The organism is Streptomyces sp. NPDC057445, from assembly GCF_042802855.1.
GTDB lineage: Bacteria > Actinomycetota > Actinomycetes > Streptomycetales > Streptomycetaceae > Streptomyces.
Map to the genome: position 1 here is coordinate 533209 of NZ_JBHVDH010000002.1, position 25460 is coordinate 558668.

A 25460-nucleotide genomic window follows, 5' to 3' on the forward strand; every position below is an offset into this window, starting at 1 on the left:
CCGGGGGGCCGGGCCCCCCCGCCCCGCCGCCGCCGGGCGCTCTTACAGCCCCTGCCACCCCGGCTTGTTCGTGTACGTGTGCCAGGGGCGGTGTGCAGCCCGCCCCTGGCGCCTCTGCGTCCCGGCCCGCCGCCGGAGCCAGGTGGTGCGAAAATGCGAAAGGGGGTCATCCGCTTCGGGATCGGGAGGCCACGATGGATGTCCTCGTGCTGATCGGACGCATTCTCTTCGCGCTGATCTTCCTCTTCTCCGGGGTGGGCCATCTCACCCGGAGCAGGGCGATGGGCTCCTACGCCCCGCCAAGGGGATCCCGGCTCCCGTCGCCGCGACCGTTCTGAGCGGGGTGCTGCTGCTGGCCGGAGGCCTCAGCGTCGCGCTGGGCATCTGGGCGGATCTGGGGGCACTGCTGATCGCCGTCTTCTGCTTGCCGACCGCCGTTCTCATGCACGGCTTCTGGAAGGAGACCGACCCGGGGACCCGCCAGACGGAACAGGTCATGTTCCTGAAGGACGTGGCGCTGGGCGGCGCCGCACTCGCGCTGCTCGCGTTCTTCTCGTACGCCGGTCACGACCTCGACCATCACCGGGCCGCTCTTCGGCATCTCCTGACGGCCCTGCGCCTCAAGCGTTCATCCGGGCCCGCACGAGTGCCCCTCCCGCAGCCGTCCGGTAGTACAGCACCGGGCGTCCGGCGAGCCGCCGCGGGATGAGACCTGCTTTGTACTCCACCTTGAGGTGGCGGCCGACGGACGCCAGGCCCTGCCCGGCGAGGGCCACCAGCTGTGTCGTGCTCTTCGGTGTGCCGAGGAGTGGCGACCGGCCAGGTAGCTGGTCGCGCGGGCCGTGTGCGACGGGTGGCGATGGCGCGCCACTGTGCTGTCTCAGCTGATGGTGACGACACGCGCCCAGGGCGGCGGGGTGTCCGGGGCGTAGTCGGGGTTCTCCTCGTTCGCGACGCGGGCGGGACGGGGGAAGAGGCCGACGACGGTGCGGCAGGGCGGCTGCGCGGACGGCCACGGCGTCTGACCGTCCGTCAGGGCGACGATCACATCCGGGCGTGGCCGGGAGCGGAGCGCCCGTTCGAATCCGGAGCGCAGGTCCGTTCCCCCGCCGCCGACCAGTTCGATGTTCTCGGCACGACAGAGCGGGACGGCGACCCCCGCCGCCGCGTCGCAGGAGATCACCGAGACCAGGTCGCGCCGCCCGCCCACCGCCCGCGAGATCGCCGCCACCTCCAGCAGCGCGCTGCCCAGCTCGGCGTCGCTCACCGACCCGGAGGTGTCGATCACGACACAGACCCGGGGCGGCGTACGGCGCAGGCTCGGCAGCAGTACCCCGGGGACACCGGCCGAGCGCCGGGACGGACGACGGTAGCTGTGGTCCTCGCCCAGCCCCGGCGCACCCGCCGCAGAGCGGACCGCCGCCCCCAGCAACTGCCGCCACGGCTGCGGCGGATGGAACGCCTCGTCCGCCCATCGGCGCCACCCCTCCGGCGCGTCGCCCGGTCGGCCCTTGATCCCCTCGGCGACCCTGAATCGGACCGCGTCCCGTTGCTGCCTGCTCAGCCCGTGTGCCCCGTCGGGCCCCAGCTCCCATGGCCGGTTCTGCCCGTCGGCGCCACTGCCGCAGTCCAGCCAGGCCAGGTCCCCGGCGAGCCCGGACATCGACGCCGTCCGCAGGTACTCCTCCATCAGCAGCCCGGCGGGCAGCCGCAACAGCGACGGCAGCACCGCCCCGGCAGGCAGGGGCAGACCGTCACCGTAGATGTCGTCGTTGATCTCGAAGTCGGCGGCGATGTTCCGCCGCAGCCTCCCCCAGCCTTCGGCCGGGGGGACCCCCGTCTCGCCTCGCTCGCCGGGCCCGTGCTTTTCGTGCTCCCGCGCATACCGCTCGCCCCGTCCGTGGTGGTCCCGGAGCAGATGGGAGACCTCGTGCACCCAGACGCCCGCCAGCTCCTCCAGCGGGGTGCGCGCCACGAAGCCGGGGGAGACGTAGCAGCGCCAGTGCGCGTCCACCGCCATCGTCGGCACCGACCGGTCCTCCACCACGTGCAGCGCGAAGAGCGCGCCGGCCAGATAGGGACGTACCTTTACCGCGTGCAGCCGGGCGGCAAGCAACTTCTCCATGTCCAGCGGGAGTCCGGGCCGACCGTCCGGCCCGCCGGAGCCGGCCGGCGGCCTCCGCATGGTGGGTCGCACCCGGCGCGGCGGAGCGGGGCGGGACATCGGGTGCGGCTTCGGCCGCTTCGCGGGGATCGTCATCGGCGTGCCGCCGTCACACGCCCGGCGTCGGCCGCCGCCGCGGCCCGCTCCACCGACCGGTCCGCCCGTCGGGAGAGACCGACCACCCCCGCCAACCGCTCCACCGCCTCCGGAACTTCCCAGTCGTCGCGCCTCAGCGCGGCCAGCGCTGTCGCCGGGGCGACCAGCAGGTCTGGGACGCCCGTCTCCAGCGCCCGGACCAGCACCGCCCAGCCCGCCTCCCACCGTTCCCGCTCCGGCCGTGCCCCGACGGCAGCCACCACCGCCTCCAACGCCGCCTGACGCAGATCGCCCCGCACCGGCAGCTCGGCGGAGGCCGGATCGGCCAGCAGCGACTCCGGGTCGGGCAGCTCCATCCGGTCCAGATGGGCCAGGAGTTCGAGCCCCGGCCCGTCGCCCACCGCGCCCCGAACCAGCAGCGCCAGCACCTCCCGGGAGACGGAGGCCGCCGTGCCGAAGGCCAGCAGGGTCAACGCGGCCTCCCAGCTCCGGGGCGAAGGCCAGGCTCCGCCGCGCCGCGTCTCTGTGCTCGGCAGCCGGTGGATCAGCGTCGGCCGGGCTTCCAGGAAGCCGCAGACCGCGCGCCGGGCGAAAGCCACCGCCTCCGGCAGCCGCTCCGGCACCAGCCGGGGCAGCTCCGCCCGGGGCCAGACCCCGCCCAGCCCGCGCACCACCACCTCCCGGTCGTGCACCCAGTACAGATGCACGAACCGGTTGGCCAGCGGTGGGCTCAGCTCCCACCCGTCCGCCGCCGACGCGCGCGGATTGGCGGCGGCCACGATCCGCACCCCCGCCGGCAGTTGCAGCGCACCGACCCTCCGCTCCAGGACGACCCGGAGCAGTGCGGCCTGGACAGCCGGGGTGGCGGTGGAGAGCTCGTCCAGGAAAAGCAGCCCCCGCCCGGCCCGCACGAGCTCCACAGCCCACTGCGGCGGCGCCATCGGCACCCCCTGCACCGCCGGGTCGTCGCCCACGATGGGCAGCCCGGAGAAGTCGGACGGCTCGTGGACGCTGGCGATCACGGTCGTCAGCGGCAGGTCCAGGGAGGTGGCGAGCTGCGTCAGGGCCGCGGTCTTGCCGATGCCCGGCTCGCCCCAGAGCAGCACGGGGAGGTCGGCCGCGACGGCCAGGGTGAGCGCTTCCAGCTGTTCGTCGGGGCGCGACTCGGTGGTCGTCGTCCGCAGGAGGGACAGGAGGCCGTCGGCCAGGGCGAGGTGGGTGCCGGTCGCGCATGTCCCGGCGGTGGGTGCCGGCGTGCCGGCGGTCGGGGCCGGGGCGGGCAGGAGGGTGTTGGAGGTCATGGGCATCACCTGGGTGGGATAAGGGAACGGGAGGGCCCGTCCGGGATGTCGTGGGTGCCCGCGGCGCGGAATGCGCGGTGCGGGAAAGGGACTTCGGTGTGGGGCAGCCGGTCAGCTGGTCAGGCCGGTGCGGGGCCGGGCACGGCTGCTCCGCTTGCGGCGCACGGCGGGAGGCGTACGGCGGTCGAGCCGGGGACGGTAGCCCGCTTCCGCGTGCCTCACGCCCGGGGCGTTCCCGCCTCCTGCCGCACCGGCACCGGGGTGCGCGGCGACCAGCCCCGAGCGGAAGAGCCCGTGGTCGATGCGCCGCGCCGCGGCCGACTCCAGTTCCTCCCGGAGCGGCCCGTCGCGCAGGACCGCACCGGGACCGAGCAGCCCCACGACCATGGCCAGCGCCCCGGCGAGGTCACCGTGGCCGAGCCGCTCCCGGACCGCAGGCAGTGCCTCCGGGTTGCGGTGCACCGCGTCGATCGCCCGCAGGCAGGGCAGCGCCGGCCCGCCGAGCGCCACCAGCAGCTCCTCCCGGCGCAGTTGGGCCGGGTCGTGATCGATCGCCGTGAGCACCCCGTCCCTCAGCGCGATCCGGTGGACCTCGCCCCGGCACTCCACCCGGTGCGGATCGCCGGGCTCGGGGGCGGGTCCGGCCACCGGTGCCGAGCTGGATGCCGCCAGTGCTACGGCGACGAGCGGATGCAGCCGCTCGGGCGCGACCAGCCCGGCCCGCAGCAGCTCCAGATCCGGAAGGACCCGGGCCGCCGCCTCCGGTAGCACCGGAAGCGCCGCAACCTCCTGCGGCGCCAGCGCGTCTCGCAGCGGCCGGAAAGTCGGGGCATGGCTGTCGTCGGGGGCGACGAGTTCGAGCACGGCGCGGCTCCGTGTACCGAGCCGCACGGTGAAGGCCCCGCGAGGGCGCCCCTCTGCCCGCAACAGCAACTCCGCCTCGGCGGCCCAACTTTTCTCCGCCCACGGGGAATCGTGGACGGTGGGATCGGGCCGATCGGCCCGATCCGGCAGGACCGGCCGACCAGGTGCGTGGGGCCGGTCGGGAGGCGCCATGGACGGTGCCCCGCCCGCACCGCACCGTCGCGCCAGTTCGCCGCTCCGCCCGGAATCCCAGAGATGCCGGTGCAGGTCGAGCCGGAAACGCCGGTCGGGATGCGGGTGCGGGTGGTACCCGGGGGCGCCGTTCCCGGTCTCCCACAGGGCCAGGGACATCCGCTGTCCGGCGTCCGCCCGGGCCGGCGGTGTCCGCACCACCAGCTGCAGCGGCGTGGCGCCGGAACTCCGGTAACGGGCCAGAGAAATGGTGAGGCCAGGCCGGAGCCGCCCGTCAGGGGCGATCCGGGGCATGTGCCAGCGGAGCAGATCTGGCGCCAGCCGGCGCAGATCTGCACGGAGGTGGGTGGCCAGATCGGTGCCGTGGCGGTCGCGCACGGCGCGCAGATCGAGATCAACGTCGATCCGGGCGGCGGCGCAGGCCCCCGCCCAGTCACCGACCGCACGCCGTGCGGTCGCGGTCTCGATCATGGACGGTGGCACGGCGTACTCGCGCACGCGCTGCCACATCAACAGGTGGGCCGGAATCTCGTTCGCGAAGTGATGTGCCATCAGCACTCACCTTGTGCGAACGATTCCCCCGATCCGTACGAGGAGAAGTTCTTCATCTCCAGCATCGTAACCCACCCCGTGGACGATCAGTCAGCCCCTCTGGGCAGTTCGTTCGCCATCAGCTGGCCGTTGGTCAGGGTATGCCGTTGACTGACGCCCGGTGCCTCCCGCGCGATCCGCGAACACCTGCGCAAGCGTGGCATCCGGGCGGTGATCCCGGTCCCGGCGGACCATCAAGGTCACCGGCAGCCCCGGGGAAGCCCGCCTCGGTCTCGGCGAGGGGCGAGAGGGCGAAGCGACTGCCCGCGAGCGTGTCCGCGCTGATCTGCCACCAGCCCATCGTTTCGCCTCCCCGCGAAACAGTGACGCCCTCCGGCGGGAATCTCCGAGACTGCTCGGCATGCGCACCTACCGAGAGCTGTTCCAGGCACCGGAGTTCACCCCGCTCTTCCTCAACACCACGACACAGATAGCCGCTTCGACGGTGAGCGGGCTGGCCATGGGCACGCTGATGTACTCGGCGACCGGCTCGCCCCTGCTCTCCGCCCTGGCCATGTTCGGTCCCTCGCTCGCCCAGGTGGTCGGTGCGACGACACTGCTGTCGGCGGCCGACCGGCTGCCGCCACGCGCCGCGCTGACCGGGATGGCGCTGCTCTTCGCGCTGGGAACCGCTGCTCTGGCCGTTCCCGGACTGCCGGTGTGGGTGTCCTTCGCGATCCTGCTCGGTCTGGGGACGATCGCGGCCGTGGGCGGCGGTGTGCGCGGCGGACTGCTCAACGAGATTCTCAGGACGGACGGCTATTTGCTCGGCCGTTCGGTCCTCAACATGTCCGTCGGCACGATGCAGATTCTCGGATACGGAGCCGGGGGCGTGCTGGTCGGCGTGCTCTCGCCGCGCGGCACACTGCTCACGGGAGCCGCGCTCTACATCGCCGCGGCCGCCGTCGCCCGGTTCGGTCTCCGGCGGCGGCCACCACGGGCCGCCGGACGGCCGTCGGTCGCGGAGACCTGGCGGAACAACGCGCTGCTGTGGTCGTCCGCACCGCGCCGCTACGTCTATCTCGCGCTGTGGCTGCCCAACGGGCTGATCGTCGGCTGCGAGGCGCTCTTCGTCGCGCACGCGCCCGGACACGCGGGGCTGCTGTTCGCCTCGGCGGCGTTCGGCATGCTGATCGGGGACACGCTGGTCGGGCGCTTCGTCCCCCGGCGCCGGCGGGAGCGTCTGGGCGCCCCGCTGCGCCTGATGCTCGCCGCGCCGTATCTGATCTTCGCGCTGCGTCCGGCGCTGCCGCTCGCCGTGGTGGCCGTGGCGCTGGCCTCTATCGGGTACGCGGCCACCCTGTTGCTCCAGGAGCGTCTGATGGCACTGACGCCGCATGAGCTGAGCGGACATGCCCTCGGGCTGCACACCTCCGGCATGCTCGCCATGCAGGGCATCTCCGCGGCGATCGCCGGCGCCGTGGCCCAGTACACCTCGACCGCGACGGCGATGGCGGTGATGGCCGCGGCATCGGTCGCGGTCACACTGGCCCTGGCACCGGGACTGGTCTCCCGCCCCTCAGGCCGTGAAACCCCGGCTCCTTCGTCGCCGCGCTCCACCGCGCACTGAACGCGTCCGACCGGTCCGGTGCCGGTCCGGACCGGTGCGGTGCCGGTGCGGTGCCGGTCCGGTTCGCGTGCCGGTCCGGACATGCCTTCGCGGTGCCGCGCCGTCGGCCGCCGGTGCTCGGCGCTCGGTGCTCACTGCTCAGTGCTCAGTGGCGCCACCGAGCCGGGCCGCACGTATCGTCAGATAGTGCCGTTCCGGAAGGCTCGGCGTACGGTTCGCAGCGGCGCGGTAGTTCTCGGCGGCGGCATCCCGCTCACCGGCCATCTCGAGCAGATGAGCGCGCACCACATACAGCCGATGATGCCCCGTCAGCCGCGGGTCGGCCTCCAGGCTGTCCACCATGCGCAGACCCGCTTCCGGGCCATGGACCATCGCCACCGCGACCGCACGGTTGAGCGAATAGACCGGGTTGTCCGAGAGCTGTTCCAGCACCCCGTACAACGCCAGGATCTGCGGCCAGTCGGTCTCCTCCACGGTGCCGGCCTCGTCGTGCAATGCGGCGACTGCGGCCTGCACCTGATACGGGCCGAGCCTGCCCCGTGGCAGGACTCCCGTGATGAGCGCGATGCCCTCACCGATGGCCTCGGCGTCCCATCTGCTCCGGTCCTGCTCGGCCAGCGGGACCAGCTCGCCGCCCGGGCCGGTACGCGCCGCACTTCTGGCGTGGGTGAGCAGCATCAGCGCGAGCAGGCCGGCCACCTCGCTGTCCTCGGGGAGCATCCGGTGCAGCGCCCTGGCCAGCCGGATCGCCTCCACGGACAGCTCGACGCGCTGAAGCTCCCGGCCGGCCCCGGCCGCGTACCCCTCGCTGAAGATGAGGTAGAGGACGTGCAGCACGGCGTCGAGCCTGCGCCCCCGGTCACCGGCGTCCGGCATCCGGAACGGCACGCCGGAGGACCTGATGCGCTGCTTCGCCCTGCTGATCCGCTGAGCCATGGTGGCGTCCGGCACCATGAAGGCACGGGCGATCTCGGTCGTGGTGAGCCCGCCCACCGATCGCAGGGTGAGGGCGATCGCCGCCGACGGCGTCAGTGCGGGGTGACAGCACATGAACAGCAGGGTGAGCGTGTCGTCCTGACCGCCGGCCTCATCACTGTCGGCGGCGGGCGCCGTCCGCCGGTCCGTGCCCTCGCGCACCGCCGCGAGATCCTCCCGACGCCGCCTGGCCTGCTCGCTGCGCACCTGCTCGGTCATCCGCCGGCTCGCGACCTGGATCAGCCAGCCCCGCGGATTGCGCGGCAGACCCTCCTGCGGCCACTGCCTCGCGGCTGCCAGCAGCGCCTCCTGCACGGCGTCCTCTGCGGTGTCGAAGTCCCCGAAGCGCCGGGTGAGGACGCCGACGACCTGCGGCGCCAGCTCACGCAGCAGGTCCTCGGCGGTCCGGTCGGCCCCGGTCAGTGCTCACACGTCCTCGGTCGGCGCCGACATCACCTGGCGCACCTCGATCGGCATGTTCAGCGGAGCGCCGCCGGGGCCGGGAGCGGCGGAGACGAACGCGGCCAGCTCCACGGCCCGTTCGGGCGTCTCGCAGTCGACGATCCAGTAGCCGGCGAGGAACTCCTTGGTCTCCGGGAACGGTCCCTCGGTGACGACAGGGGCGCCTCCGTCCGCCCCGGCCCGCACGATCCTGGCCGCGTCCGGCATCGCGAGGCCCTGTCCGTCGACCCACTCCCCGGCTTCGGCGATCTTCTTGTTGGCGTCCCCCATGAACGCGATGTGTGCCTGGACCTCCTCGGGAGTCCAGGTGTCGATCCGCGGGAAGTCGACGGTGGTCTCGCTGAACTGCATCAGCAGCATGTACTTCATGGTCCGCTCCTTGTTCCGAGGGCGCCCCGGTGACGCTCTCACGGGTAGGTAGAAGCACGCGCCGCGATCTCGACATCTCCGCCGGAATTCCCGGCAAGATTTTTCCGGCCGCGGAACACGGCCGGTCCGGGCCGCGGCGAACAGGGCCCGGGTCCGCGGGCGTCCTCTGTACGTCCCCCGTACGGGGAGCTCAGCCCCCCACCGGGAAAGCCAGCGGCCGTCCCGTCTCGACCAGGCTCTTCAGGCTGGACAGCAGCATCGGCCAGCCCGGTTTGACGATCTTGAGGAACTCGCCGTCCGGATCCAGCCCGCCGTGCACCACATTGAGCCGCGTGACCTCACCCATCGCCTCGAGCTCGAACGAGACCACGGACTGCCGGCCGCCGTTCAGGTCCGGCTCCCCGGTCTGGCTCCAGTCGTAGACCAGTCGCTGCCCGGGCACCGCCTGCTGCACGCTGCCCTCGCCGTCCGGCGAGCGCGTGGTCAGTACGGAGCCCGCCTGCCAGTCGGTCTCGAACGTCATCCCGAGGCGCCAGCGCGGAACCATCGCCGGATCGGTCAGAGCGGTCCAGACCTCCTGGGGCGTGGCGCGAACGTACACGTCAAAGTCAAGGCTCGTCATCGAGACTCCAGCGGCGGCCTGGGTTGATCGGCGCCCCAGCGTGCCACGGGGACACGCGACCTCCCCCTTCCCCGCGCGGGACATGCCGGAGCGGTCACGCGACCAGAGGGAGCGGGCTGTGCCGTACCGGGGCGCGGCGAGCGGGGGCTCGCCGACGCCGTACGCCCCCGGCGCGGCCTTCCCCCGGCGCGCCGCCTCGGGCACCATGGCCGGACCTGACCGTGCCCCGACCGCCACTGTCCGGGAGGCGCCGCGTGGAGTACCCGTCGACCGACCACGACAGGCTCGACGAACTGCAGCGCGACCCCTATCGCCTCTATGCGCGGGCCCGCGGCGCGGAGGGCCTCCTTTACGTCCCCGAGCTGGCGGCATGGCTGGTCGCTCGCGACGAGGACGTACGGGAAGTGCTGCTCAGGGCGGACGAGTTCTCCTCCGCCCAGGCGCTGCGGCCCGATGTCGTACCGTCGCCCGCGGCCCTGGACATCCTCTCGCGAGGCTTCGGCAAGCGCCCCACTGTCGTCTCCACCGACGGCGCCGCCCACCGCCGCCATCGCGCCCCGCTGAACCGCGGCCTGTCCGCCGCGCGGGTGGCCGCGCTCGTTCCGTACGCCGCCGAGCGCGCCGCCGCACTCGTCGACGGCTTCGCGGCCGACGGCCGGACCGAGCTCATGGAGTCGTACGCGCGCCGACTGCCGGGCGCGGTCGTCGGGAAGCTGATCGGGCTCGATCCGCGGGACGTCCCGGCCGCGGTCCACGGTGGCCATCGGGCAGAGCAACTGCTGTTCCGTCCGATGCCCGAGAGCGAGCAGGTCGCCGCCGCGCAGGACGTCGTGGCGCTTCAGCGCCTGCTCGACCGGTACATACGCGAGCGCCGTGAGAGCCCGCGCGACGACCTCTGCTCCGCGCTCGTCGCCGCGCTCGCCCCCGGCACCGGCGAACTCACGCTCGACGAGCGCCATGAACTCGTCTCGAACTTGCAGAACGTGCTCATCGCGGGCCATCTGACGACGACCGCGCTCATCGGCAGCACCCTTCTCCATCTGCTCCGCCACCGGGCCCGGTGGGAGCTGGTCCGCCGCAGGCCCGAACTGATCCCCGCCGCCGTGGAGGAAGCCGCCCGCTACGACAGCGCGGTGCAGGGCTTCCGACGCACGACGACCCGGCCCGTCACCGTCGCCGGTACCGAGCTGCCGGCCGGTGCCACCGTCTTCGTCGCCTACGGCTCCGCCAACCGCGACGATCAGCGCCATGAACGCGCGTCCGAGTTCGACATCACCCGCGACCCCGCGAGCCGGCACATCGCCTTCGGACACGGTGCCCACGGCTGCCCGGGTTCGCAGCTCGCCCGCGAGCAGCTGCGTCTGACCGTCGAACTGTTCAGCAGCAGGTTCCCCGAGCTGCGGATCGCGGACGACCGGCAGGTCAGGATGCGTCCCTCGCTGATTCACCGCTCTCCCGAGGCGCTTCACCTGGTGTGGTGATCCACCGCGGCATATCCTCCGCCCATGCGCGTCGCCCTCTTCGTCACCTGTGTCAACGACGCCGTGTATCCGTCCACAGGAGTGGCCACCGTCCGCCTCCTGGAACGGTTGGGTGTCGACGTCGACTTCCCGGCCGGACAGACGTGCTGCGGACAGCCCCAGTTCAACACCGGATACCGTCACGATGCGGAACCCCTGGTGCGGCGCACGGCAGACGTCTTCGACGGGTACGAATACGTCGTCACGCCCTCCGGCTCCTGTGCCGCGATGGTCCGCCACCACTATCCACGCCTCGGTGACGCGCGGGCCGCGTCGCTCGCGTCCCGCACGTACGAACTCACCGAGTTCCTCGTCGACGTCCTCGGCGTCACCGACGTCGGCGCGTACTTCCCGCACAGGGTCACCTACCACCCGTCCTGCCACGGACTGCGGCTGCTCGGGCTGGGGGAGCGGCCCAGGCGGCTCCTGGAGGCGGTCAAGGGGCTCGAGCTCGTCGAGCTGCCGGGCGCGGACGAGTGCTGCGGCTTCGGCGGCACCTTCGCCGTCAAGAACGCGGACGTCTCCACCGCGATGGGCCGGGACAAGGTGCAAGGCGCCGTGTCGACCGGGGCCGACGTGCTGTGCGGCGGCGACAATTCCTGTCTGATGCACCTCGGAGGCATCCTGCGCCGCGAGGAGGCACCACTGCGCGCGCTCCACATCGCCGAGATCCTTGCCGGGACGGAAGAGGAGGCGCGGGCATGAGCAGGACCTTCGTCGGCATGCCGTCCTTCCCCGAGGCGGCACGCGAGGCCGTGCACAACGAGACCCTGCGTGCCAACCTGCGGCACGCCACCCACACGATCCGGGACAAGAGAGCCGTCGCGGTCGCCGAACTCTCCGACTGGGCACGGCTGCGCGAGGCCGGCAAGCGGATCAAGGACCTTGCACTTCGTCATCTCGACCGCCATCTGGCGCAGTTGGAGGAGCGGGTCACTGCCGCGGGCGGCACCGTGCACTGGGCGGCCGACGCGGGCGAGGCCAACCGGATCGTCGCGGAGCTGGTGAAGGCCACCGGCGAGCGGGAGGTCGTCAAGGTCAAGTCCATGGCCACACAGGAGATCGGCCTCAACGAAGCGCTGGAGGCCGAGGGCATCCGGGCGTACGAGACCGACCTCGCCGAACTCATCGTGCAGCTCGGCGACGACCGTCCGTCCCACATCCTCGTTCCCGCGATCCACCGCAACCGCGCCGAGATCCGTGACATTTTCCGCGACCGTATGGCCGCCTGGGGCCGTCCCGCTCCGGACGGGCTCACCGACACGCCCGCCGACCTCGCGGAGGCGGCCCGGCTTCATCTCCGCGAGAAGTTCCTGCGCGCCAAGGTCGCCGTCTCCGGCGCCAACTTCATGGTCGCGGAGACCGGCACGCTCGTCGTGTTCGAGTCCGAGGGCAACGGACGGATGTGCCTGACACTGCCCGAGACGCTGATCTCCGTCGTCGGGATCGAGAAGGTCGTGCCCACATGGCGGGACCTGGAGGTCTTCCTCCAGACCCTGCCGCGCTCCTCCACGGCCGAACGGATGAACCCGTACACGAGCATGTGGACAGGGGCATCGGATCCGGCCGCGGCGGACGGCCCCCGCAGCTTCCACCTGGTCCTCCTCGACAACGGCCGCACCCGCGCCCTCGCCGACCAGGTCGGCCGCCAGGCGCTGCGCTGCATCCGCTGCTCGGCCTGTCTCAATGTGTGCCCCGTGTACGAGCGCGCCGGCGGCCATGCGTACGGCTCCGTCTACCCCGGCCCCATCGGCGCGATCCTCAGCCCCCAGCTGCGCGGCACGGCGAGCGACATCGACGCCTCGCTGCCCTACGCCTCGTCGCTGTGCGGCGCCTGCTACGACGTCTGCCCGGTCGCCATCGACATCCCCGAGGTGCTGGTGCATCTGCGCGAGCGCGTCGCGGAACAGGGCGGCAGGGGGCATCGCCTGGAGAAGGCCGCGATCAAGGCGGCGGGCTGGCTCCTGGACCATCCGTCCGCCTTCGCCGCGGGCGAGCGGCTCGCCTCCCGGACCCGCGGCGTCCACCCCGCGAACCCACCGGGCGCCCGGGCCTGGACGGACACGCGTGCCCTTCCCCAACTCCCTGCGGAACCCTTCCGCGACTGGTGGAAGAAGCATCGCCCCACCACCACGACGCCTGCCCGGCCTCCCGGCGAGGGATCCGCCACCGGTACCGCGGCCACGGAGCCCGCCGGACCGGAAACGGGCTCCGTGCCTCGTGGCCCAGGATCCGGACAAGGCACCGAGCCTTCGGCCCGGCCGGGGGCGGCCGGGCCCGGTCCCGCCGGGATCCCGGACGGCGCGGGTGCCGGTCCCGCGCCCGGTGGCGAATCGGCGGTGGACTCGGTCGAGGGTCGGGAGCCCGGACACCCCTCGGGGGCGGTGGACCGGACGGACACGGACCTGCCGGGCGGGGGTACCCACGCGAGCGGCCCCGGCCACGCCTCCCGGCAGCGGATCCTCGCCCGGATCAGGGACGCCCTTTCCGGTGCGCCCGAAGCGCCGGCTGTCCGTCGGGACTATCTTCAGGCCCACACCTCTGACGACCCGGAAGCGTTGCTGGACCTGCTGCACGAGAACCTCGCCGACTACCGCGCTTTCGTTCACCGCACCGCTCCGGACGCACTCCCCGAGCTGCTGGGGCACCTCCTGGCCGTGCGCGGGTCGCGCAGTGTGCTCGTACCGCCGGGGCTGCCGACGCACTGGCTGGAGTCGGCGGACGTCATGCGGGTGGCGGACCGGGCCGGGACGGCACCGGCGGAGCTCGACGCCGTCGACAGCGTGGTCACAGGCTGCGCGCTCGCCATCGCGGAGACCGGCACGATCGTGCTGGACGGCGGCCCGGACCAGGGCCGGCGCCGGATCACGCTCGTCCCCGACCATCACATCTGCGTCGTCCGTGCCCCCGGGCAGGTCGTCGCCTCGGTGCCGCAGGCGTTGCCCCGGCTGGATCCCGTGCGACCGCTGACCTGGATCTCCGGGCCGTCGGCGACGAGCGACATCGAGCTCGACCGGGTCGAGGGCGTCCACGGTCCGCGGACCCTGGAGGTGGTCCTCGTCACCGGCTGACGCCCAGCCGGGGCGCCCGCCCCGCCGCCGGGACCGTCGCTGCGTCCCGCCGCAGCTCCTCGGCCAGCTCCTGCGCCCACCGGGTGAGCCCGCCCACGTCGATGCCGTGCGGTGTCGACGAGGCGTACGTGGCCACCGACTGCGCGCCGCGCGTCAGCAGCGCGGCGCCGCCCGTCGGGTTGCCGCGGGCGGCGTGCGTCAGGCCCACCGCGAGCTGCGCGAGCCCCCGCCACAGCTCGCGCTCGTCGTCGGGCCCGGACTTCCAGGCGTCCTCCAGCACTTCGTGAGCATGGAAGGGCATGCCTGCGTCCAGCAGCCGCTGCGCCTCCACGAGGGTCTCCTCCGGTGTACGGACGACACCTTCCGGCTGCCGGGCGATGCCTTCCTGCCCGTACGGAAGGGGGCGCCCGAGCCCGTCGCGGGGGCGCGCGCTGCGGGCTCTGCCCTCGGTGTCGCGGTCTCTCGGCGTCCTGTTCACGACCCGATTGTCACCCGCCCGGCGGGGACTGTCAGAACGGTGTCCGCCGCCGTCGCCGCAGGACTACTCTCAGCTGCCTGACTTCTCGTGGGGAGGGGAGGGCCGCTCATGCCGTCCCGGGCGGAACATCAGCTGGACGCCATGTTGTTGGAGCGTGAGCCGGAGCTCGCCGCGGCCGCACGCGCCGTCGACGGGCTGTGCTCTGAGCGCGCCGACGGAGGACTGTTGGTCTACAGCGGAGCGGCCGGTCTCGGCAAGACGGCGCTTCTCACCGCGGTGCGGGGCATCGCGACCGCCCGCGGCTGCACGGTCCACACCGCTCGGGGCGCCGCGACCACGACCGCGGTCCCGTTCCATGTCGTTCGGCAGCTGTTGCAGCCCGCGCTCGACGGGATCGCTTCCGAGGAGGCGAGGGAGCTGTTGGGCGCGTGGTACGACATCACCGCACCCGCCCTCGGACTCGCACCGCCGTCCGCCCCGCAGGCCGATCCGCAGGGTGTGCTCGACGGCCTCGACGGGGTCGTCACCGCGCTCGCGGGCCGGCTGCGCGAGCGGCCCCTCGTGCTCGTCATCGACGACGCCCACTGGGCCGACGGCGAATCGCTCGACTGGCTCGCGTCCTTCACGACGCGTCTCGGCGCGCTCCCGCTCCTGGTCGTCCTCGCGCACCGCCCCAGGGAGGCGACCGAGGCGTCGGCAGCCCTCCTCGACACCGCGGGCGCCGCGGCGCGTCTGCGTGTCGTGCTGCACGAGCTCACGCCCGGGGCCGTGGCCGCGCTCGTCCGCGACACCGTCGGCGACGCCGCGGACGACTCGTTCTGCCGCGAGGTCTGGGCAGTGACCAACGGCAATCCGTACGAAGCGGTCGAACTCATCGCGAAGGTGCAGGACCACGCGCTCGAACCCGTCGGGTCCTCCGCCCGGGCGCTGCGCACCCTGGGCGCGACCGCCCGCGGCAGCGGCCTCGTCTCCCGCCTGGAGGGCCTGGGCGCCGACGCCACCAGGTTCGCCTGGGCGGCGGCCGTCCTCGGTACCGAGATCTCGATGGAACTGGCCGCGTCCCTGGCGGGGATGACACCGGACCGGGCCGCCGAGTGCGCGGAGCGGCTGCGTGAGGCACGTATCGTCACCGGACCCGACCCGCTGGAGTTCGTCCACCCGCTCATCGCCACCGCCGTCCACCGTGCGATCCCGCCCGCCATGCGCACCGCCATGCACGGACGCGCCGCCTGGGCCGTCACCCGCGCCGGCCTCGGCCCGTCGGCAGCCTCCCGCCATCTCCTCGAAGTCCACCCCGACGACGACGAGGAAGTGGTCCAGCAACTGCGGGAGGCCGCAGGCGACCATCTCGCCGTCGGCGCACCCGAAGCCGCCCGCCGCTGCCTCGAACGGGCACTGCTGGAGCCGCCGCGCGGCGCGATACGCGCGCAGGTCCTCTATGAACTGGGCTGCGCCACCCTGCTCACCTCACCGCCCACCACGATCCGCCATCTGCGTCAGGCCCTGAAGTTCTCCGGACTCGACAGCGGCCTCCGCGTCGACGCCACCTACCGGCTCGCCCAGGCACTCGCCCACAACAACCAGCTGGGCGAAGCGGCCGCGACTCTCGGCGCCGAAGCGGCCGACACCCCACCCGGCCCGGCCCGGATGCGGCTGCAGGCCGCCCACTTCCTGTGGGAGGGGATGCAGGCGGTCGAGAACGACGGGCCGCTGCGGTCGCACAGGCTCGCCGAGCTCGCCGACGGACTCCGGGGCAGGGACAACGCCGAGCGTGCCCTGCTCACCATCCGGGCCTTCGACGCGATGCTCAGGGGCGAGGACGCGGAACTGGTCGTCGACCTCTGCGACCGGGCCCTGATCGACGGACGTCCCGCCCCCGGTCTTGGCTGGACCGACACGGAATGGGGGTTCGAGCCGCCTGCTCTGGCCGGCATCAGCTATGTCTTCGCCGACCGGCTCGACCGTGCAGAGGCCCTGTTCACCGAGGCGGTGAGGGCCTACGAGATCTCGGGCTGGAGCGGAGCCCATCTCGCGTTCGCGCACACCCTGCTCGGCCTTGTCCAGCGCCGCCGCGGGAATCTCGTGCGGGCCGAGGCATTCCTGCGCGAGGGACTCCGCCTCGCCGACCGCATGGGCCGGGACCTGCCGCTGCACTGGATCTCGGCGTGTCTGCTCATCGACACGCTCCTCGCCCGCGGGGACACCGACGGCGCCGCGGCGACCGCCGAGCGCTACACGTTCCGCCCGCCCTACCCCACTGCCATCGTGATGCCCGACGGCCCGTCCGTACGCGGCCGGCTGCTGCTTGCCACGGGGCGTACCAAGGAGGCCGTCGCCGAACTCGAGGCCACCGGGCGGGCCCTGGAGAGCCGTGGCCGCCACAACGGGATCTGGGCACCCTGGGCCTGTGACCTCGCCCGCGCCGTCGCCGGCGAATCCCCGGCCCGCGCCGCACAACTGACCACGCGCGCCCGCGCCCACGCCGAGCGCTTCGGCACCGGAACAGCCATCGGTGAAGCGCTCCGCTGTGCTGCCTCACTCGCTCCGGAGGCCGAGGCGGTTCCTCTCCTCGCCCGGGCGGTCCGCCATCTTGAGGCATCGCCGTCCGCATACGAACACGCCATGGCCCGCCACGAGTACGGCGTGGCCCTCCGCTCCCCGCAGGAGCTCTCCCGCGCCGTCACCCTCGCCACCACCTGTGGTGCCGACGCACTGGCGGAGCGCGCCCGGCATGCCCGTGCGTCCATCCTGGACGCGGAGTGAGGTAATGTTCTCCTGCGCGCACGGACGGGGCCCGACCCCGACAATACGCGCATCGGGACGTGGCGCAGCTTGGTAGCGCACTTGACTGGGGGTCAAGGGGTCGCAGGTTCAAATCCTGTCGTCCCGACTTTGCGAAGTCGCAGTTCAGGGTCGTGTCAGATTTCTGGCACGACCCTTTGTCCTTCCACAAGCGCTTCCGGGCCGATTCGGGGGCGGCGTCACGGCATGCTCCGGAACTTCACGCGCTGTAGCTCGCGGGAATTTCATTTGGACTCAAAAGTGAGTTTCGCCGTGGTGCCGGGAAATCGGCTCGGCCGGCATGCGCTGCTTGTATCGGCCACGGAAAGCTGTGGGGGTGCCTTCCCCTTGCTGAGGCCCAACCGCGGTGCGAACGCCCGAAATTGACGGTATCGTCCCTCTCTCTTTGACATCGCACCCATTCGGGTGGAGGGTGGAAATGCCCGGAAAGTCCAACTTTCGATAATTGTTCGGGGGTGCATGAAGATGCGCCGCAGGATCGTTGCCGCAGTGTCCGCAGGGGCTGCAGGGCTTGCGCTCGGCGTCATGCCCGTCAGTAGTGCGTTCGCCAACGACAGCAGGGACGACTACAGCTGTTCGGACTTCGGGGATCGGGGGGGCAGTCGCGACTGCGATGACAACTACTACGACTTCAGGAGCTTCTTCGGCGACAACGGTCGTGGTGACAACGGCTACAACGACGGCTTCGGCTATAACGACAACGGCTACAACGACAACGGCTACGGGGGCAATGGCTACAACGACAACGGCTACGGAGGCAACGGCTACGGGGACAACGGCTACGGAGGCAACGGCGACAACGGTCGCGGAGGCGATGGCGGCAACGGCTACGGAGGCGATGGCGGCAACGGCTACGGAGGCAACGGCGGCAACGGGCGCCACTGACTCGCGAACCGGTCGTTCCGGAGTGACTGGCCACGGGCCCGGGTGAACCGGGCCCGTTTCCTGTTTCCGTGCGGGAGGTGAACCGTCAGGCGCAGAAGGTCCACGGCAGCCGCCCTCTGGCGTGAAGGGTTGAACGGTGGTTCACTCCTTCCATGGCCTACAGAAAAACCGCCGCGGTCCATGACCGGCTGACAGCCGCCCGCGAGCGGCTCGTGGACGAGGCGATCGCCGTCGTCGCCGAAGTGGGCTGGGCGCAGGCGTCCGTGACGGCCGTCGCCGCGGCGGCCGGGATGTCGGTGGGCTCGGTGTATCAGCACTTTCCGTCAAAGGCAGCCCTTGCCGTGGAGGTGTTCCGGCGTGCCGCCGGGCGGGAGGCCGATGTGCTGGGCTCTGTGCTGCGGGACAGCGGCGGGGATCCGCTCGAGCGGCTCACACATGCCGTGACCGTCTTCGCCCGACGCGCCCTGGAACGCCGGGGCGTGGCGTACGCGCTGCTCGCCGCGCCGTCCGAACCCGCGGTCGAGGCCGAGCGGCTGGAGTTCCGGCGGCGCTACCGGAGCATGTTCGCCGCGGTGGTCCGGGAGGGCATCGCGGCAGGGCTGCTGCCCGAGCAGGACGCGGAGGTCACCGCGGCGGCGCTCACCGGTGCGATCGGCGAGGTGCTCGTCGATCCGCTGTCGGGACCTGCCGAAGGCGCGGACGGCGACCGGCTGGTCGCCGAGCTGGCCGCCATGTCCCTGCGCTGCGCGGGCGCCCTGCCCGCCACCCCGCCCCGTGAGTTGGAGGACTCCGATGCGCAGTAATCCCGTACGCACCCATGAGGTGACCAACCAGGTGCCGCCGCTCACGGGCCACGACGTGGCCGACGACCCCGTGCTGCTGGAGGGCGTACGGAACGAGGGCGCCGGGTGGTACGAGGAGGACCTGCACCGACTCGGACTGCTCGCGGGCTCGGACGAGGTACGGCGCTGGGGCGAAGAGGCCAACGCCTACGAGCCGGTCCTGCGCACCCATGACCGGTACGGCAACCGCGTCGACGAGGTCGACTTCCACCCCTCGTACCACGCGCTCATGGACGTGGCCATCCGCGAGGGCCTCGGCGGCACGGCCTGGGCGGAGGACAAGCCCGGCGCCCATGTCGCACGTGCGGCCGGACTGATGGTCTGGGGCTTCGCCGACCAGAGCCATCTGTGCCCGGTCTCCATGACATATGCCGTCGTCCCCGCGCTGCGGCACGCCCCGGAGCAGGCGGCGGCGTTCGAGCCGCTGCTCACGGGCAGGGTGTACGACCCGGGGCTGCGTGCCCCCGAGGGCAAGCGCGGGCTGCTCGCCGGGATGGGCATGACCGAGAAGCAGGGCGGCTCTGACGTACGCGCCAACACCACCGCCGCGACCCCGGGGCCCGACGGCACCTGGCGGCTGCGCGGCCACAAGTGGTTCACCAGCGCGCCGATGAACGATCTCTTTCTCGTGCTCGCCCAGGCATCCGGCTCCGACGGACCAGGGGGCCTGTCGTGCTTCCTCGTGCCCCGGGTGCTTCCGGACGGCAGCCGCAACACCTTCCGGATCCAGCGGCTCAAGGACAAGCTCGGCAACCGCGGGAACGCAAGCAGCGAGCCGGAGTTCGACGACACCGTGGCCTGGCTCGTCGGGCCCGAGGGGCGCGGTGTCAGGACGATCATCGAGATGGTCACCATGACCCGGCTGGACTGCATCCTCAGCTCGGCCTCCGGGATGCGCACCGCGCTCACCCTCGCCGCGCATCATGTGCGCCATCGCTCGGCGTTCGGAGCGAAGCTCGTCGACCAGCCGCTGATGCGCAATGTCGTCGCGGATCTGGCCCTCGAGTCCGAGGCCGCAACCACACTGGCCCTGCGTGTGGCCGGCGCGGTCGACCGGGCGCAGCAGGGCGACCGCCAGGAGCAGAGCTTCCTGCGGCTGGCCACGGCCGTGGCCAAGTACTGGGTGTGCAAGCGCCAGCCGACGATGGTCGCGGAGGCCCTGGAGTGCCTGGGCGGCAACGGCTTCGTCGAGGAGTCGGGCATGCCCCGGCTCTACCGGGACGCCCCGCTCAACGGCATCTGGGAGGGCTCCGGAAATGTCAGCGCCCTGGACGTCCTGCGCGCACTGACCCGCGAGCCGGAGTCCCTGGGGGCCTTCGAGGCCGAGATCGCCGCGGCAGCCGGAGGGGACTCCCGGCTCGACGGCGCCTGGCGGCGGCTCCGCGACGAGCTGCGGACGGGGGAGGACGCCCAGCTGCGTGCCCGATGGCTGGTCGAGCGGATGGCGCTGGTGCTCCAGGGCTCGCTCCTCGTCCGTCACGCCCCCGCCTCGGTCGCCGACGCCTTCTGTGCCTCGCGGCTGGGCGGGGAGCACGGGCTCGCCTTCGGGACGCTGCCGACCGGCGTCGACCGGGCGGGGATCCTCGCCCGGGTCCCCGGCGCCGGCGCCTGAGCGGCCTCGGGACGCGGACGGCGCCGCGCGGAGGGATCCTGATGGCAGGGTCCCTCCGCGGCGGCGCACCGTCCCGCGGGGCCCGTGGTCGAGGAGGTACGCCATGACGCGGACGCTGGAGTGGCAGGTCGGCCTGGTCCTCGTCGAGGAGGACGGTACGACGCGGGTCCGGGCCGTCCTGGACACCGGTGACACGACGTACACCGGCCGGGGAGTCGCCCGGTGCAACCCGCAGGACGTCGACGTCCCGGAGATCGGCGACGAACTCGCGGCGAGCCGTGCCATGAAGGACCTCGCGACCCAGCTGATGCGAGTGGCGAACCGTGATCTGGACAGTGTGGGCGCCGGACCGGAGGGCGGGACCGGGGCCCCCTACGGGTGGCCGGAGGCCGCGACGTAGCCGGTCGCAGGGCCGGACGGCGACAATCCGGAAGCCGTCCGTGCCGTCGTACGGTCCGGTCGCCGTCGGTACGGACGGTCCGGTCGCCGTCGTACGGTCCGGTCGTCAGAGCGTGAGGCCGCTGCCGTACGGAGCGTACAGATCCAGCAGCCGGATACGCGCCGCGTGGAGCCGGTGCGCGAGCACTCCGCCCACCCACTGCCCGATCGCGGAACCGAGCGTCGGGTCGGCCTCCATCATCATCCGGACGCTGCGGGCGTCGAACTGCTGGGCGCGTACCGGCGTCATCGCCTGGGCACCCAGCTGCCACACGAACGGCGGGAACAGCCATGACCAGCCCACGAGTTCACCGAAACCCAAGCTCTCTATGACGGCGGGCCGCCGCCCGGGGACAGCCATGTGCAGGGTGATGGTGCCGGACTTGATGATCCAGAAGCGGTCGGCGAGGCGGCCCTCCTCGAAGACGCGCGTCCCCTCGGGGAACTTGACCTCTTCGGCGATCTCCAGCAGCCGGGCGCGGTGCTCTGCCGACAGTGCGGCCGTCATACGGATGGAAGAGCTGCTCATCGCTGGGCCTCCGTTTCGAGCGCCGGCTCACCTCAAGCGTCGCACGTCGGAACGCGTTGTGCGTTGCCCGGACGGGAGGCCGGTACGGGTCGTCTCAGGACGCCCCGGCCGCCCCGCCCCCCGTCAGCCGGACCGTGCCGAGGATCTTCCGTACCGTCTCGTCCGGCACCTCCTCCTTCACGTCCTTCGCGCCGACGAAGGTCCAGGACACGATGTCGCCCTCGGCGTCCTTGAAGGCGAACGTCGTCGCCTTGCCGTCCGTGTCGCACTTGCCCTTCCTCGGCACGCCCGACGACTCGGCGGTCGCCACGCTGCCCCTGAGCCCCGATGCCGTGGTGTATGCCTCCACCGCTCCGGCCGTCACCTTCGCCCTGTCCGGTTGGGCGTATGCGCCGTAGACCCAGAGGGACGCGCTGTCGCGAGCCGCCTCCTCCGTGTTCCCGGCGCCCCGCTCACCGCGTGAGCCCGCGGAGGCGAGGGCCGTGTCCTCCTTGGCGCCGTCCATGTCCTGATCGGACCGGCACCACTGTTCCTTGAGCATCGCGGGGGCCGAGAAACCGATCAGCGGCTTCTCCTCCGGGTCACTGTCGTCCGCGACGAAGCTCGCCCAGTTCACCGACTTCAGCGCCCACTCGGGCGGCACGTCGAAGGAGATGCCGCGCTTGGGATTCGTCACGGTCTTCCAGCCGGGCACCGTCGGGTGCCTCCCGTCGCCCGAAGCGCGTGCGTCCTCAGCGGCGTTGGGCGAGCCGGTGGGAGCCGGTGGTGCCACCGTGTCGTTCCTGTCGCCACCGAGGACGAGGAATCCCGTCACACCCGCGGCGACGACGAGGGCGGTGGCCGCGGCGACGGCGACCACCGCGGCGGTTCCGTGGCCCTCACGCCGTGCCGGCGACGCCGCCGTGGCGCCTGCCGGTGCCTGCCGGTGCCTGCCAGGGGGGTGTCCCGGAGGCCCCGGCTGCGGCGGACGCACGGACGGCTGGGGCTGCTGACAGGGACCCGGTTGCCGGTACGGATTCGCCTGCGGTTCCTGAGGGTTGTTCTGTTCCGGCCACATGCGAAGCCACACTAGGTGGGTGCATTTCCGGCGCGAGAACGGGGTACGGCGGCCCGCCGCTCCGCCACTCGGGCGTGCACCCGTCGCCTACCGGGCGGCCGCGTCCTTGAGTGCTTCGAGCAGTACGCGCAGCGCGGGCCGGGCCGGCGCGCTCTCCCGTACGGCCGCGTGGATGGCACGTACCGGCTCCGGCCGTCGCACTTTGCGGACGATCACGCCCGGATGCTGGGTCCGAAGCCCGATCAGCGGGATCAGGGCGATGCCGAGACCGGCCGCCACGAAGCCCTGTGCGGTGGCGTAGTCCTCGCTGTCCACCACGAACTGCGGGCTGAAGCCGGCGGCGGCGCACGCGTCGAGCACGGCGTCGAGACACGGCCCCGGCCGTTCGCTGCCGACCCAGCGCTCGTCGGCGAGTTCGCTCAGGTCGAGGTTCCGTCTCGCGGCCAGCGGGTGTCCCTTGGGCAGGACGGCGCGATACGGGTCGTCCAGCAGATGCTCCAGGCGTACACCGCCGCCGGGCGGGCCGTGCGGGCGGACGACGAGGGCCACATCGGCCCTGCCCTCCTCGACCTCCGGCAGGGGATCGTCGGGGTCGATCAGCTTCAGGTCCACCTGGACGCCGGGGTGGTCGCGGCGCAGGCCGGCGAGCGCCGGGGCCACGAGGGGGGCGCCGACCGTGGCGAAATAGCGGACCGACAGCCGTCCCGTACGCCCTTCCCGCAGATCGGCCAGCGCCGTCTCGGCCTCGTTCACCTGGCGGCTGATGGCGGCGGCGTGCTCGGTGAGCAGCAGCCCGGCCGCCGTGGGCCGTACGCCCCGGCCGACGCGTTCGAGCAGCGCCGTGCCCGCCTCCTTCTCCAGGGCAGCCACCTGCTGACTGATGGCCGACGGCGTGTACCCGAGCCGGCCGGCAGCCGCTGTCACCGAGCCGGTGGTGACGACCGCCCGCAGAACCTGCATGCGCCTCACATCAAGCATGTAGTTCAGCTTAATCGTTCGTGCAGAACTTTTCGCTTGTCCTGTCGAATTTCGTGGGTGACCGTTGGCGATACGAGTACGACGACAAGAGGGCGGGGAGTGATCACATGCACAGCGGTGGCCGGGGAACATGGGGAAGGATGGGGGTACTCGCCCTGCTCTGGGGATCGGGCTTCCTCTGGATCAAACTGGCCCTGAGCCACGGTCTGACACCGCAGCAGATCACGGTGGTCCGCTGCGTTCTCGGTGCCGCCGTCCTGCTGGCGCTCGCGTGGTGGGGCGGCCAGCGGCTGCCGCGCGACCTGGCGATCTGGGGCCGGCTCGTCGTGGCCGCCTTCTTCTGCAACGCCCTGCCGTTCCTGCTCTTCGGCATCGGCGAGCAGACCGTCGACTCGGGCGTCGCGGGCGTGCTCAACGCGACAACTCCGCTGTGGTCGCTGGTCATCGGCGCAGTGCTCGGCACGGAACGCGGCGACGCGCTCCACCCCGTCCGCCTCGGCGGTCTTCTGCTCGGCTTCGGCGGCACCGTGCTGATCTTCGCCCCCTGGGAGCAGACCGGACTGCTCACCGGGGGCGCCGTCGCGCTCCTGGCGGCTGCCGTCAGCTACGCCGTCGCCTTCGCCTACATGGACCGGGCACTCACCGGCAGCGGCACCCCGCCGGTCGCGCTGTCCGCCGCCCAGCTCATGACCGCGAGCGCCCTGAGCGCGCTCGCCCTGCCCGTCGGCGGAGGACCGGCACCGGTACATGTCGACGCGACCGCCCTGATCGCCGTCACCGTCCTGGGGATCCTCGGCACCGGAGTGACGTTCCACCTCAACTACCGCCTGATCGCCGACGAGGGAGCCACGAGCGCCGCCACCGTCGGCTATCTCCTGCCGGTCGTCTCGGTCGCGCTCGGGGCCCTCGTACTCGACGAACGGATCGGCCTGCGGGGACTGGCGGGCATAGTGGCCGTCCTCGTCGGCGTCGCCATGACGCGCAAGCACGGGTCACGGAGCGGAAGGGGCCGGCCGGGCCCGGGACGCCAGGACGGCGGGACACGGCGGTCCCGGCATGTCAGTGCGGCCAGTCCTTCGTGATCTCGAGGGTGTACGTCACCCGGCCGAGCTCCCGGCCGTCCCCGTCGACGAAGGTGCCGGTGCAGACGTACATGTCCCGGGCCAGATGCCCGGTCGCCAGGTGCACCGGCGGCAGGACGACCTCGTACGGGCCGCCGTACCGGTAGTCGCCCAGATGGGTCTCCGTGTGCACCACGGTCACGCCCTGCCGCATGTGTTCGTCGATGAACTTGAGCCCCTGGACATCGTTCCTGGACGGAACACGGAACATCAGCCGCAACCGGAACTCCGCGCCCTCCTTGAGGCTCACCGGTGTGAGCGGGACCGGGCCCTCGTCCGGATCCTCCAGGTCGCCGGGCGGCACCGTCACGGCGATGTCCGGTCGTCCCTCCACCTGGATCGTCACAGCCAGCAGCTCGAACTCGCGGGGTGCATTCATCTGGTACGCCAGCTTTCGCCGCTCATGGGAAGGAAGGGCAGGTGATTCAGCCTAGTCACCGGGTCCTGCCGGAAGCGGGGAGCGGGACCCGGTGTCATAGTCGGGGGTGTCACCGGGGGCCGGAGGGAGCAGGAGACCGGGCATGGGGTCAGCACGGGACGGATGGCCGGGGCACACCGGCGGAGACGAGCGGCTGGGCGTCGAGGTACGGCCGGGGCCCGAGCCCGGCATCGTGGTGGTCGCCGTCAGCGGCGAGCTCGACCACGACACGGCCGAGCCGCTGCGCACGGCCCTCGACGAGGGCATCACCGGCGGTGCGCGACGGATCCTGGTCGACTGCTCCGATCTGCTGTTCTGCGACTCCACCGGTCTGAACGTGCTGCTGCGCGCCCGCCTCGCGGCGCAGGACACCGACGCCCGGGTCGAGCTGGCGGCGCTGCGGCCCCAGGTCGCCCGGATGTTCGCCATCACGGGCGCCGAGGCGGTCTTCCCCCGGTACGCGAGCCTCGCTGAGGCCCTCGCGGAGCCACGGCGGGAATAGT

At 72.3% G+C, this 25460-nt stretch carries 24 protein-coding genes, 1 tRNA gene and 2 pseudogenes; 16 read left to right on the plus strand and 11 right to left on the minus strand.

What is annotated here, in order from left to right; genetic code table 11:
• Positions 1 to 194 precede the first annotated feature (194 nt).
• Both ACFU5O_RS07195 and ACFU5O_RS07200 read left to right on the plus strand, forming a co-directional pair.
• On the plus strand, positions 195 to 338 hold the full coding sequence (locus ACFU5O_RS07195; RefSeq protein ID WP_384237410.1) for a hypothetical protein: 144 nt from the start codon (positions 195 to 197) through the stop codon (positions 336 to 338).
• 5 nt (positions 339 to 343) lie between these two features.
• Positions 344 to 709 (plus strand): hypothetical protein, encoded by a 366-nt coding sequence (locus ACFU5O_RS07200; RefSeq protein WP_384237412.1) that lies wholly within the window; start codon positions 344 to 346, stop codon positions 707 to 709.
• A gap of 171 nt (positions 710 to 880) precedes the next feature.
• Here the strand turns inward: ACFU5O_RS07200 and ACFU5O_RS07205 are convergent, their stop codons facing one another.
• The 3 genes from ACFU5O_RS07205 to ACFU5O_RS07215 form a co-directional block, all read right to left on the minus strand.
• Positions 881 to 2125, minus strand: coding sequence for a VWA-like domain-containing protein (locus tag ACFU5O_RS07205; protein ID WP_384237415.1), 1245 nt, complete (start codon positions 2123 to 2125; stop codon positions 881 to 883).
• Between the two features lie 131 nt (positions 2126 to 2256).
• Entirely contained in the window at positions 2257 to 3561 is a 1305-nt protein-coding gene (locus tag ACFU5O_RS07210) for an AAA family ATPase (protein ID WP_384237417.1), read from the minus strand.
• Positions 3562 to 3672: 111 nt separating this feature from the next.
• The gene (locus ACFU5O_RS07215) at positions 3673 to 5169 is read right to left on the minus strand and encodes a hypothetical protein (protein WP_384237419.1); all 1497 of its coding nucleotides are present in this window, start codon (positions 5167 to 5169) and stop codon (positions 3673 to 3675) included.
• A 162-nt stretch (positions 5170 to 5331) separates the two neighbouring features.
• Between ACFU5O_RS07215 and ACFU5O_RS07220 the strand changes: the two are divergent.
• Positions 5332 to 5427 (plus strand): annotated as a pseudogene (locus tag ACFU5O_RS07220) (IS5/IS1182 family transposase); the annotation flags it as partial.
• Positions 5428 to 5569: 142 nt separating this feature from the next.
• Entirely contained in the window at positions 5570 to 6778 is a 1209-nt protein-coding gene (locus ACFU5O_RS07225; RefSeq protein WP_384237421.1) for an MFS transporter, read from the plus strand.
• A 138-nt stretch (positions 6779 to 6916) separates the two neighbouring features.
• Here ACFU5O_RS07225 and ACFU5O_RS07230 read toward each other — a convergent pair whose 3' ends face one another.
• From ACFU5O_RS07230 to ACFU5O_RS07240, 3 genes are all read right to left on the minus strand, one after another.
• A complete protein-coding gene (locus ACFU5O_RS07230; RefSeq protein ID WP_384237797.1) occupies positions 6917 to 8176 on the minus strand; it encodes an RNA polymerase sigma factor in 1260 nt (419 codons plus the stop codon).
• A gap of 3 nt (positions 8177 to 8179) precedes the next feature.
• Positions 8180 to 8584 carry a YciI family protein gene (locus ACFU5O_RS07235; RefSeq protein ID WP_384237423.1) on the minus strand — a complete coding sequence of 135 codons (405 nt, stop codon included), beginning with the start codon at positions 8582 to 8584 and terminating at the stop codon, positions 8180 to 8182.
• 190 nt (positions 8585 to 8774) lie between these two features.
• Positions 8775 to 9206 carry an SRPBCC domain-containing protein gene (locus ACFU5O_RS07240; RefSeq protein ID WP_384237426.1) on the minus strand — a complete coding sequence of 144 codons (432 nt, stop codon included), beginning with the start codon at positions 9204 to 9206 and terminating at the stop codon, positions 8775 to 8777.
• A gap of 254 nt (positions 9207 to 9460) precedes the next feature.
• Between ACFU5O_RS07240 and ACFU5O_RS07245 the strand changes: the two genes are divergently transcribed.
• From ACFU5O_RS07245 to ACFU5O_RS07260, 4 genes and pseudogenes are all read left to right on the plus strand, one after another.
• Positions 9461 to 10687: a cytochrome P450 gene (locus ACFU5O_RS07245; RefSeq protein WP_384237428.1), complete on the plus strand. Its 1227-nt coding sequence runs from the start codon at positions 9461 to 9463 to the stop codon at positions 10685 to 10687.
• Between the two features lie 24 nt (positions 10688 to 10711).
• Positions 10712 to 11431 (plus strand): (Fe-S)-binding protein, encoded by a 720-nt coding sequence (locus ACFU5O_RS07250; RefSeq protein WP_384237430.1) that lies wholly within the window; start codon positions 10712 to 10714, stop codon positions 11429 to 11431.
• Positions 11428 to 12849 (plus strand): annotated as a pseudogene (locus ACFU5O_RS07255) (LutB/LldF family L-lactate oxidation iron-sulfur protein); the annotation flags it as partial. The gene ACFU5O_RS07250 and the pseudogene ACFU5O_RS07255, both read left to right, overlap by 4 nt.
• 603 nt (positions 12850 to 13452) lie before the next feature.
• Positions 13453 to 13797 carry a lactate utilization protein C gene (locus tag ACFU5O_RS07260; protein ID WP_384237799.1) on the plus strand — a complete coding sequence of 115 codons (345 nt, stop codon included), beginning with the start codon at positions 13453 to 13455 and terminating at the stop codon, positions 13795 to 13797.
• Here the strand turns inward: ACFU5O_RS07260 and ACFU5O_RS07265 are convergent.
• Complete coding sequence (locus ACFU5O_RS07265; RefSeq protein WP_384237432.1) at positions 13787 to 14275, minus strand: DUF309 domain-containing protein; 489 nt, start codon at positions 14273 to 14275, stop codon at positions 13787 to 13789. The two genes, ACFU5O_RS07260 and ACFU5O_RS07265, sit on opposite strands and share 11 nt — an antisense overlap.
• 108 nt (positions 14276 to 14383) lie before the next feature.
• Here ACFU5O_RS07265 and ACFU5O_RS07270 point away from each other — a divergent pair, with 108 nt between their 5' ends.
• The 6 genes from ACFU5O_RS07270 (at position 14384) to ACFU5O_RS07295 (ending at position 20816) form a co-directional block, all read left to right on the plus strand.
• Positions 14384 to 17038: an ATP-binding protein gene (locus ACFU5O_RS07270; RefSeq protein WP_384237434.1), complete on the plus strand. Its 2655-nt coding sequence runs from the start codon at positions 14384 to 14386 to the stop codon at positions 17036 to 17038.
• Positions 17039 to 17091: 53 nt separating this feature from the next.
• Positions 17092 to 17165: transfer RNA gene (locus ACFU5O_RS07275), tRNA-Pro, on the plus strand.
• A 437-nt stretch (positions 17166 to 17602) separates the two neighbouring features.
• Positions 17603 to 17962, plus strand: coding sequence for a hypothetical protein (locus ACFU5O_RS07280; protein WP_384237437.1), 360 nt, complete (start codon positions 17603 to 17605; stop codon positions 17960 to 17962).
• A gap of 152 nt (positions 17963 to 18114) precedes the next feature.
• Complete coding sequence (locus ACFU5O_RS07285; protein WP_384237440.1) at positions 18115 to 18765, plus strand: TetR/AcrR family transcriptional regulator; 651 nt, start codon at positions 18115 to 18117, stop codon at positions 18763 to 18765.
• A complete protein-coding gene (locus tag ACFU5O_RS07290) occupies positions 18755 to 20416 on the plus strand; it encodes an acyl-CoA dehydrogenase family protein (protein WP_384237442.1) in 1662 nt (553 codons plus the stop codon). The genes ACFU5O_RS07285 and ACFU5O_RS07290 overlap by 11 nt, the downstream gene beginning before the upstream one ends.
• 103 nt (positions 20417 to 20519) lie before the next feature.
• Positions 20520 to 20816 (plus strand): DUF1876 domain-containing protein, encoded by a 297-nt coding sequence (locus ACFU5O_RS07295; RefSeq protein ID WP_384237445.1) that lies wholly within the window; start codon positions 20520 to 20522, stop codon positions 20814 to 20816.
• Between the two features lie 105 nt (positions 20817 to 20921).
• Here ACFU5O_RS07295 and ACFU5O_RS07300 read toward each other — a convergent pair whose 3' ends face one another.
• The 3 genes from ACFU5O_RS07300 to ACFU5O_RS07310 form a co-directional block, all read right to left on the minus strand.
• The gene (locus ACFU5O_RS07300) at positions 20922 to 21383 is read right to left on the minus strand and encodes a Crp/Fnr family transcriptional regulator (RefSeq protein ID WP_384237448.1); all 462 of its coding nucleotides are present in this window, start codon (positions 21381 to 21383) and stop codon (positions 20922 to 20924) included.
• Positions 21384 to 21477: 94 nt separating this feature from the next.
• A complete protein-coding gene (locus ACFU5O_RS07305) occupies positions 21478 to 22242 on the minus strand; it encodes a hypothetical protein (protein WP_384237450.1) in 765 nt (254 codons plus the stop codon).
• A 285-nt stretch (positions 22243 to 22527) separates the two neighbouring features.
• A complete protein-coding gene (locus ACFU5O_RS07310) occupies positions 22528 to 23418 on the minus strand; it encodes a LysR family transcriptional regulator (protein ID WP_384237452.1) in 891 nt (296 codons plus the stop codon).
• A gap of 140 nt (positions 23419 to 23558) precedes the next feature.
• Here ACFU5O_RS07310 and ACFU5O_RS07315 point away from each other — a divergent pair, with 140 nt between their 5' ends.
• Positions 23559 to 24500, plus strand: coding sequence for a DMT family transporter (locus tag ACFU5O_RS07315; protein WP_384237454.1), 942 nt, complete (start codon positions 23559 to 23561; stop codon positions 24498 to 24500).
• On the opposite strand, the gene ACFU5O_RS07320 is transcribed toward ACFU5O_RS07315, so the two are convergent.
• Positions 24478 to 24918: a hypothetical protein gene (locus ACFU5O_RS07320; RefSeq protein WP_384237456.1), complete on the minus strand. Its 441-nt coding sequence runs from the start codon at positions 24916 to 24918 to the stop codon at positions 24478 to 24480. The two genes, ACFU5O_RS07315 and ACFU5O_RS07320, sit on opposite strands and share 23 nt — an antisense overlap.
• Positions 24919 to 25060: 142 nt before the next feature.
• Between ACFU5O_RS07320 and ACFU5O_RS07325 the strand changes: the two genes are divergently transcribed.
• Positions 25061 to 25459 carry an STAS domain-containing protein gene (locus tag ACFU5O_RS07325; protein WP_384237457.1) on the plus strand — a complete coding sequence of 133 codons (399 nt, stop codon included), beginning with the start codon at positions 25061 to 25063 and terminating at the stop codon, positions 25457 to 25459.
• The last annotated feature ends 1 nt before the right edge of the window (position 25460 follow it).

Coding starts and splice junctions, on each gene's coding strand:
- ACFU5O_RS07320 (WP_384237456.1), bottom strand. CDS start 24,918: ATGAATGCACCCCGCGAGTTCGAGCTGCTGGCTGTGACGATCCAGGTG.
- ACFU5O_RS07295 (WP_384237445.1), top strand. CDS start 20,520: ATGACGCGGACGCTGGAGTGGCAGGTCGGCCTGGTCCTCGTCGAGGAG.
- ACFU5O_RS07315 (WP_384237454.1), top strand. CDS start 23,559: ATGGGGGTACTCGCCCTGCTCTGGGGATCGGGCTTCCTCTGGATCAAA.
- ACFU5O_RS07300 (WP_384237448.1), bottom strand. CDS start 21,383: ATGAGCAGCTCTTCCATCCGTATGACGGCCGCACTGTCGGCAGAGCAC.
- ACFU5O_RS07250 (WP_384237430.1), top strand. CDS start 10,712: ATGCGCGTCGCCCTCTTCGTCACCTGTGTCAACGACGCCGTGTATCCG.
- ACFU5O_RS07285 (WP_384237440.1), top strand. CDS start 18,115: ATGGCCTACAGAAAAACCGCCGCGGTCCATGACCGGCTGACAGCCGCC.
- ACFU5O_RS07325 (WP_384237457.1), top strand. CDS start 25,061: ATGGGGTCAGCACGGGACGGATGGCCGGGGCACACCGGCGGAGACGAG.
- ACFU5O_RS07240 (WP_384237426.1), bottom strand. CDS start 9,206: ATGACGAGCCTTGACTTTGACGTGTACGTTCGCGCCACGCCCCAGGAG.
- ACFU5O_RS07205 (WP_384237415.1), bottom strand. CDS start 2,125: ATGGAGAAGTTGCTTGCCGCCCGGCTGCACGCGGTAAAGGTACGTCCC.
- ACFU5O_RS07290 (WP_384237442.1), top strand. CDS start 18,755: ATGCGCAGTAATCCCGTACGCACCCATGAGGTGACCAACCAGGTGCCG.
- ACFU5O_RS07195 (WP_384237410.1), top strand. CDS start 195: ATGGATGTCCTCGTGCTGATCGGACGCATTCTCTTCGCGCTGATCTTC.
- ACFU5O_RS07215 (WP_384237419.1), bottom strand. CDS start 5,169: ATGGCACATCACTTCGCGAACGAGATTCCGGCCCACCTGTTGATGTGG.
- ACFU5O_RS07225 (WP_384237421.1), top strand. CDS start 5,570: ATGCGCACCTACCGAGAGCTGTTCCAGGCACCGGAGTTCACCCCGCTC.
- ACFU5O_RS07310 (WP_384237452.1), bottom strand. CDS start 23,418: ATGCTTGATGTGAGGCGCATGCAGGTTCTGCGGGCGGTCGTCACCACC.
- ACFU5O_RS07210 (WP_384237417.1), bottom strand. CDS start 3,561: ATGACCTCCAACACCCTCCTGCCCGCCCCGGCCCCGACCGCCGGCACG.
- ACFU5O_RS07270 (WP_384237434.1), top strand. CDS start 14,384: ATGCCGTCCCGGGCGGAACATCAGCTGGACGCCATGTTGTTGGAGCGT.
- ACFU5O_RS07235 (WP_384237423.1), bottom strand. CDS start 8,584: ATGAAGTACATGCTGCTGATGCAGTTCAGCGAGACCACCGTCGACTTC.
- ACFU5O_RS07280 (WP_384237437.1), top strand. CDS start 17,603: ATGCCCGTCAGTAGTGCGTTCGCCAACGACAGCAGGGACGACTACAGC.
- ACFU5O_RS07260 (WP_384237799.1), top strand. CDS start 13,453: ATGCGGGTGGCGGACCGGGCCGGGACGGCACCGGCGGAGCTCGACGCC.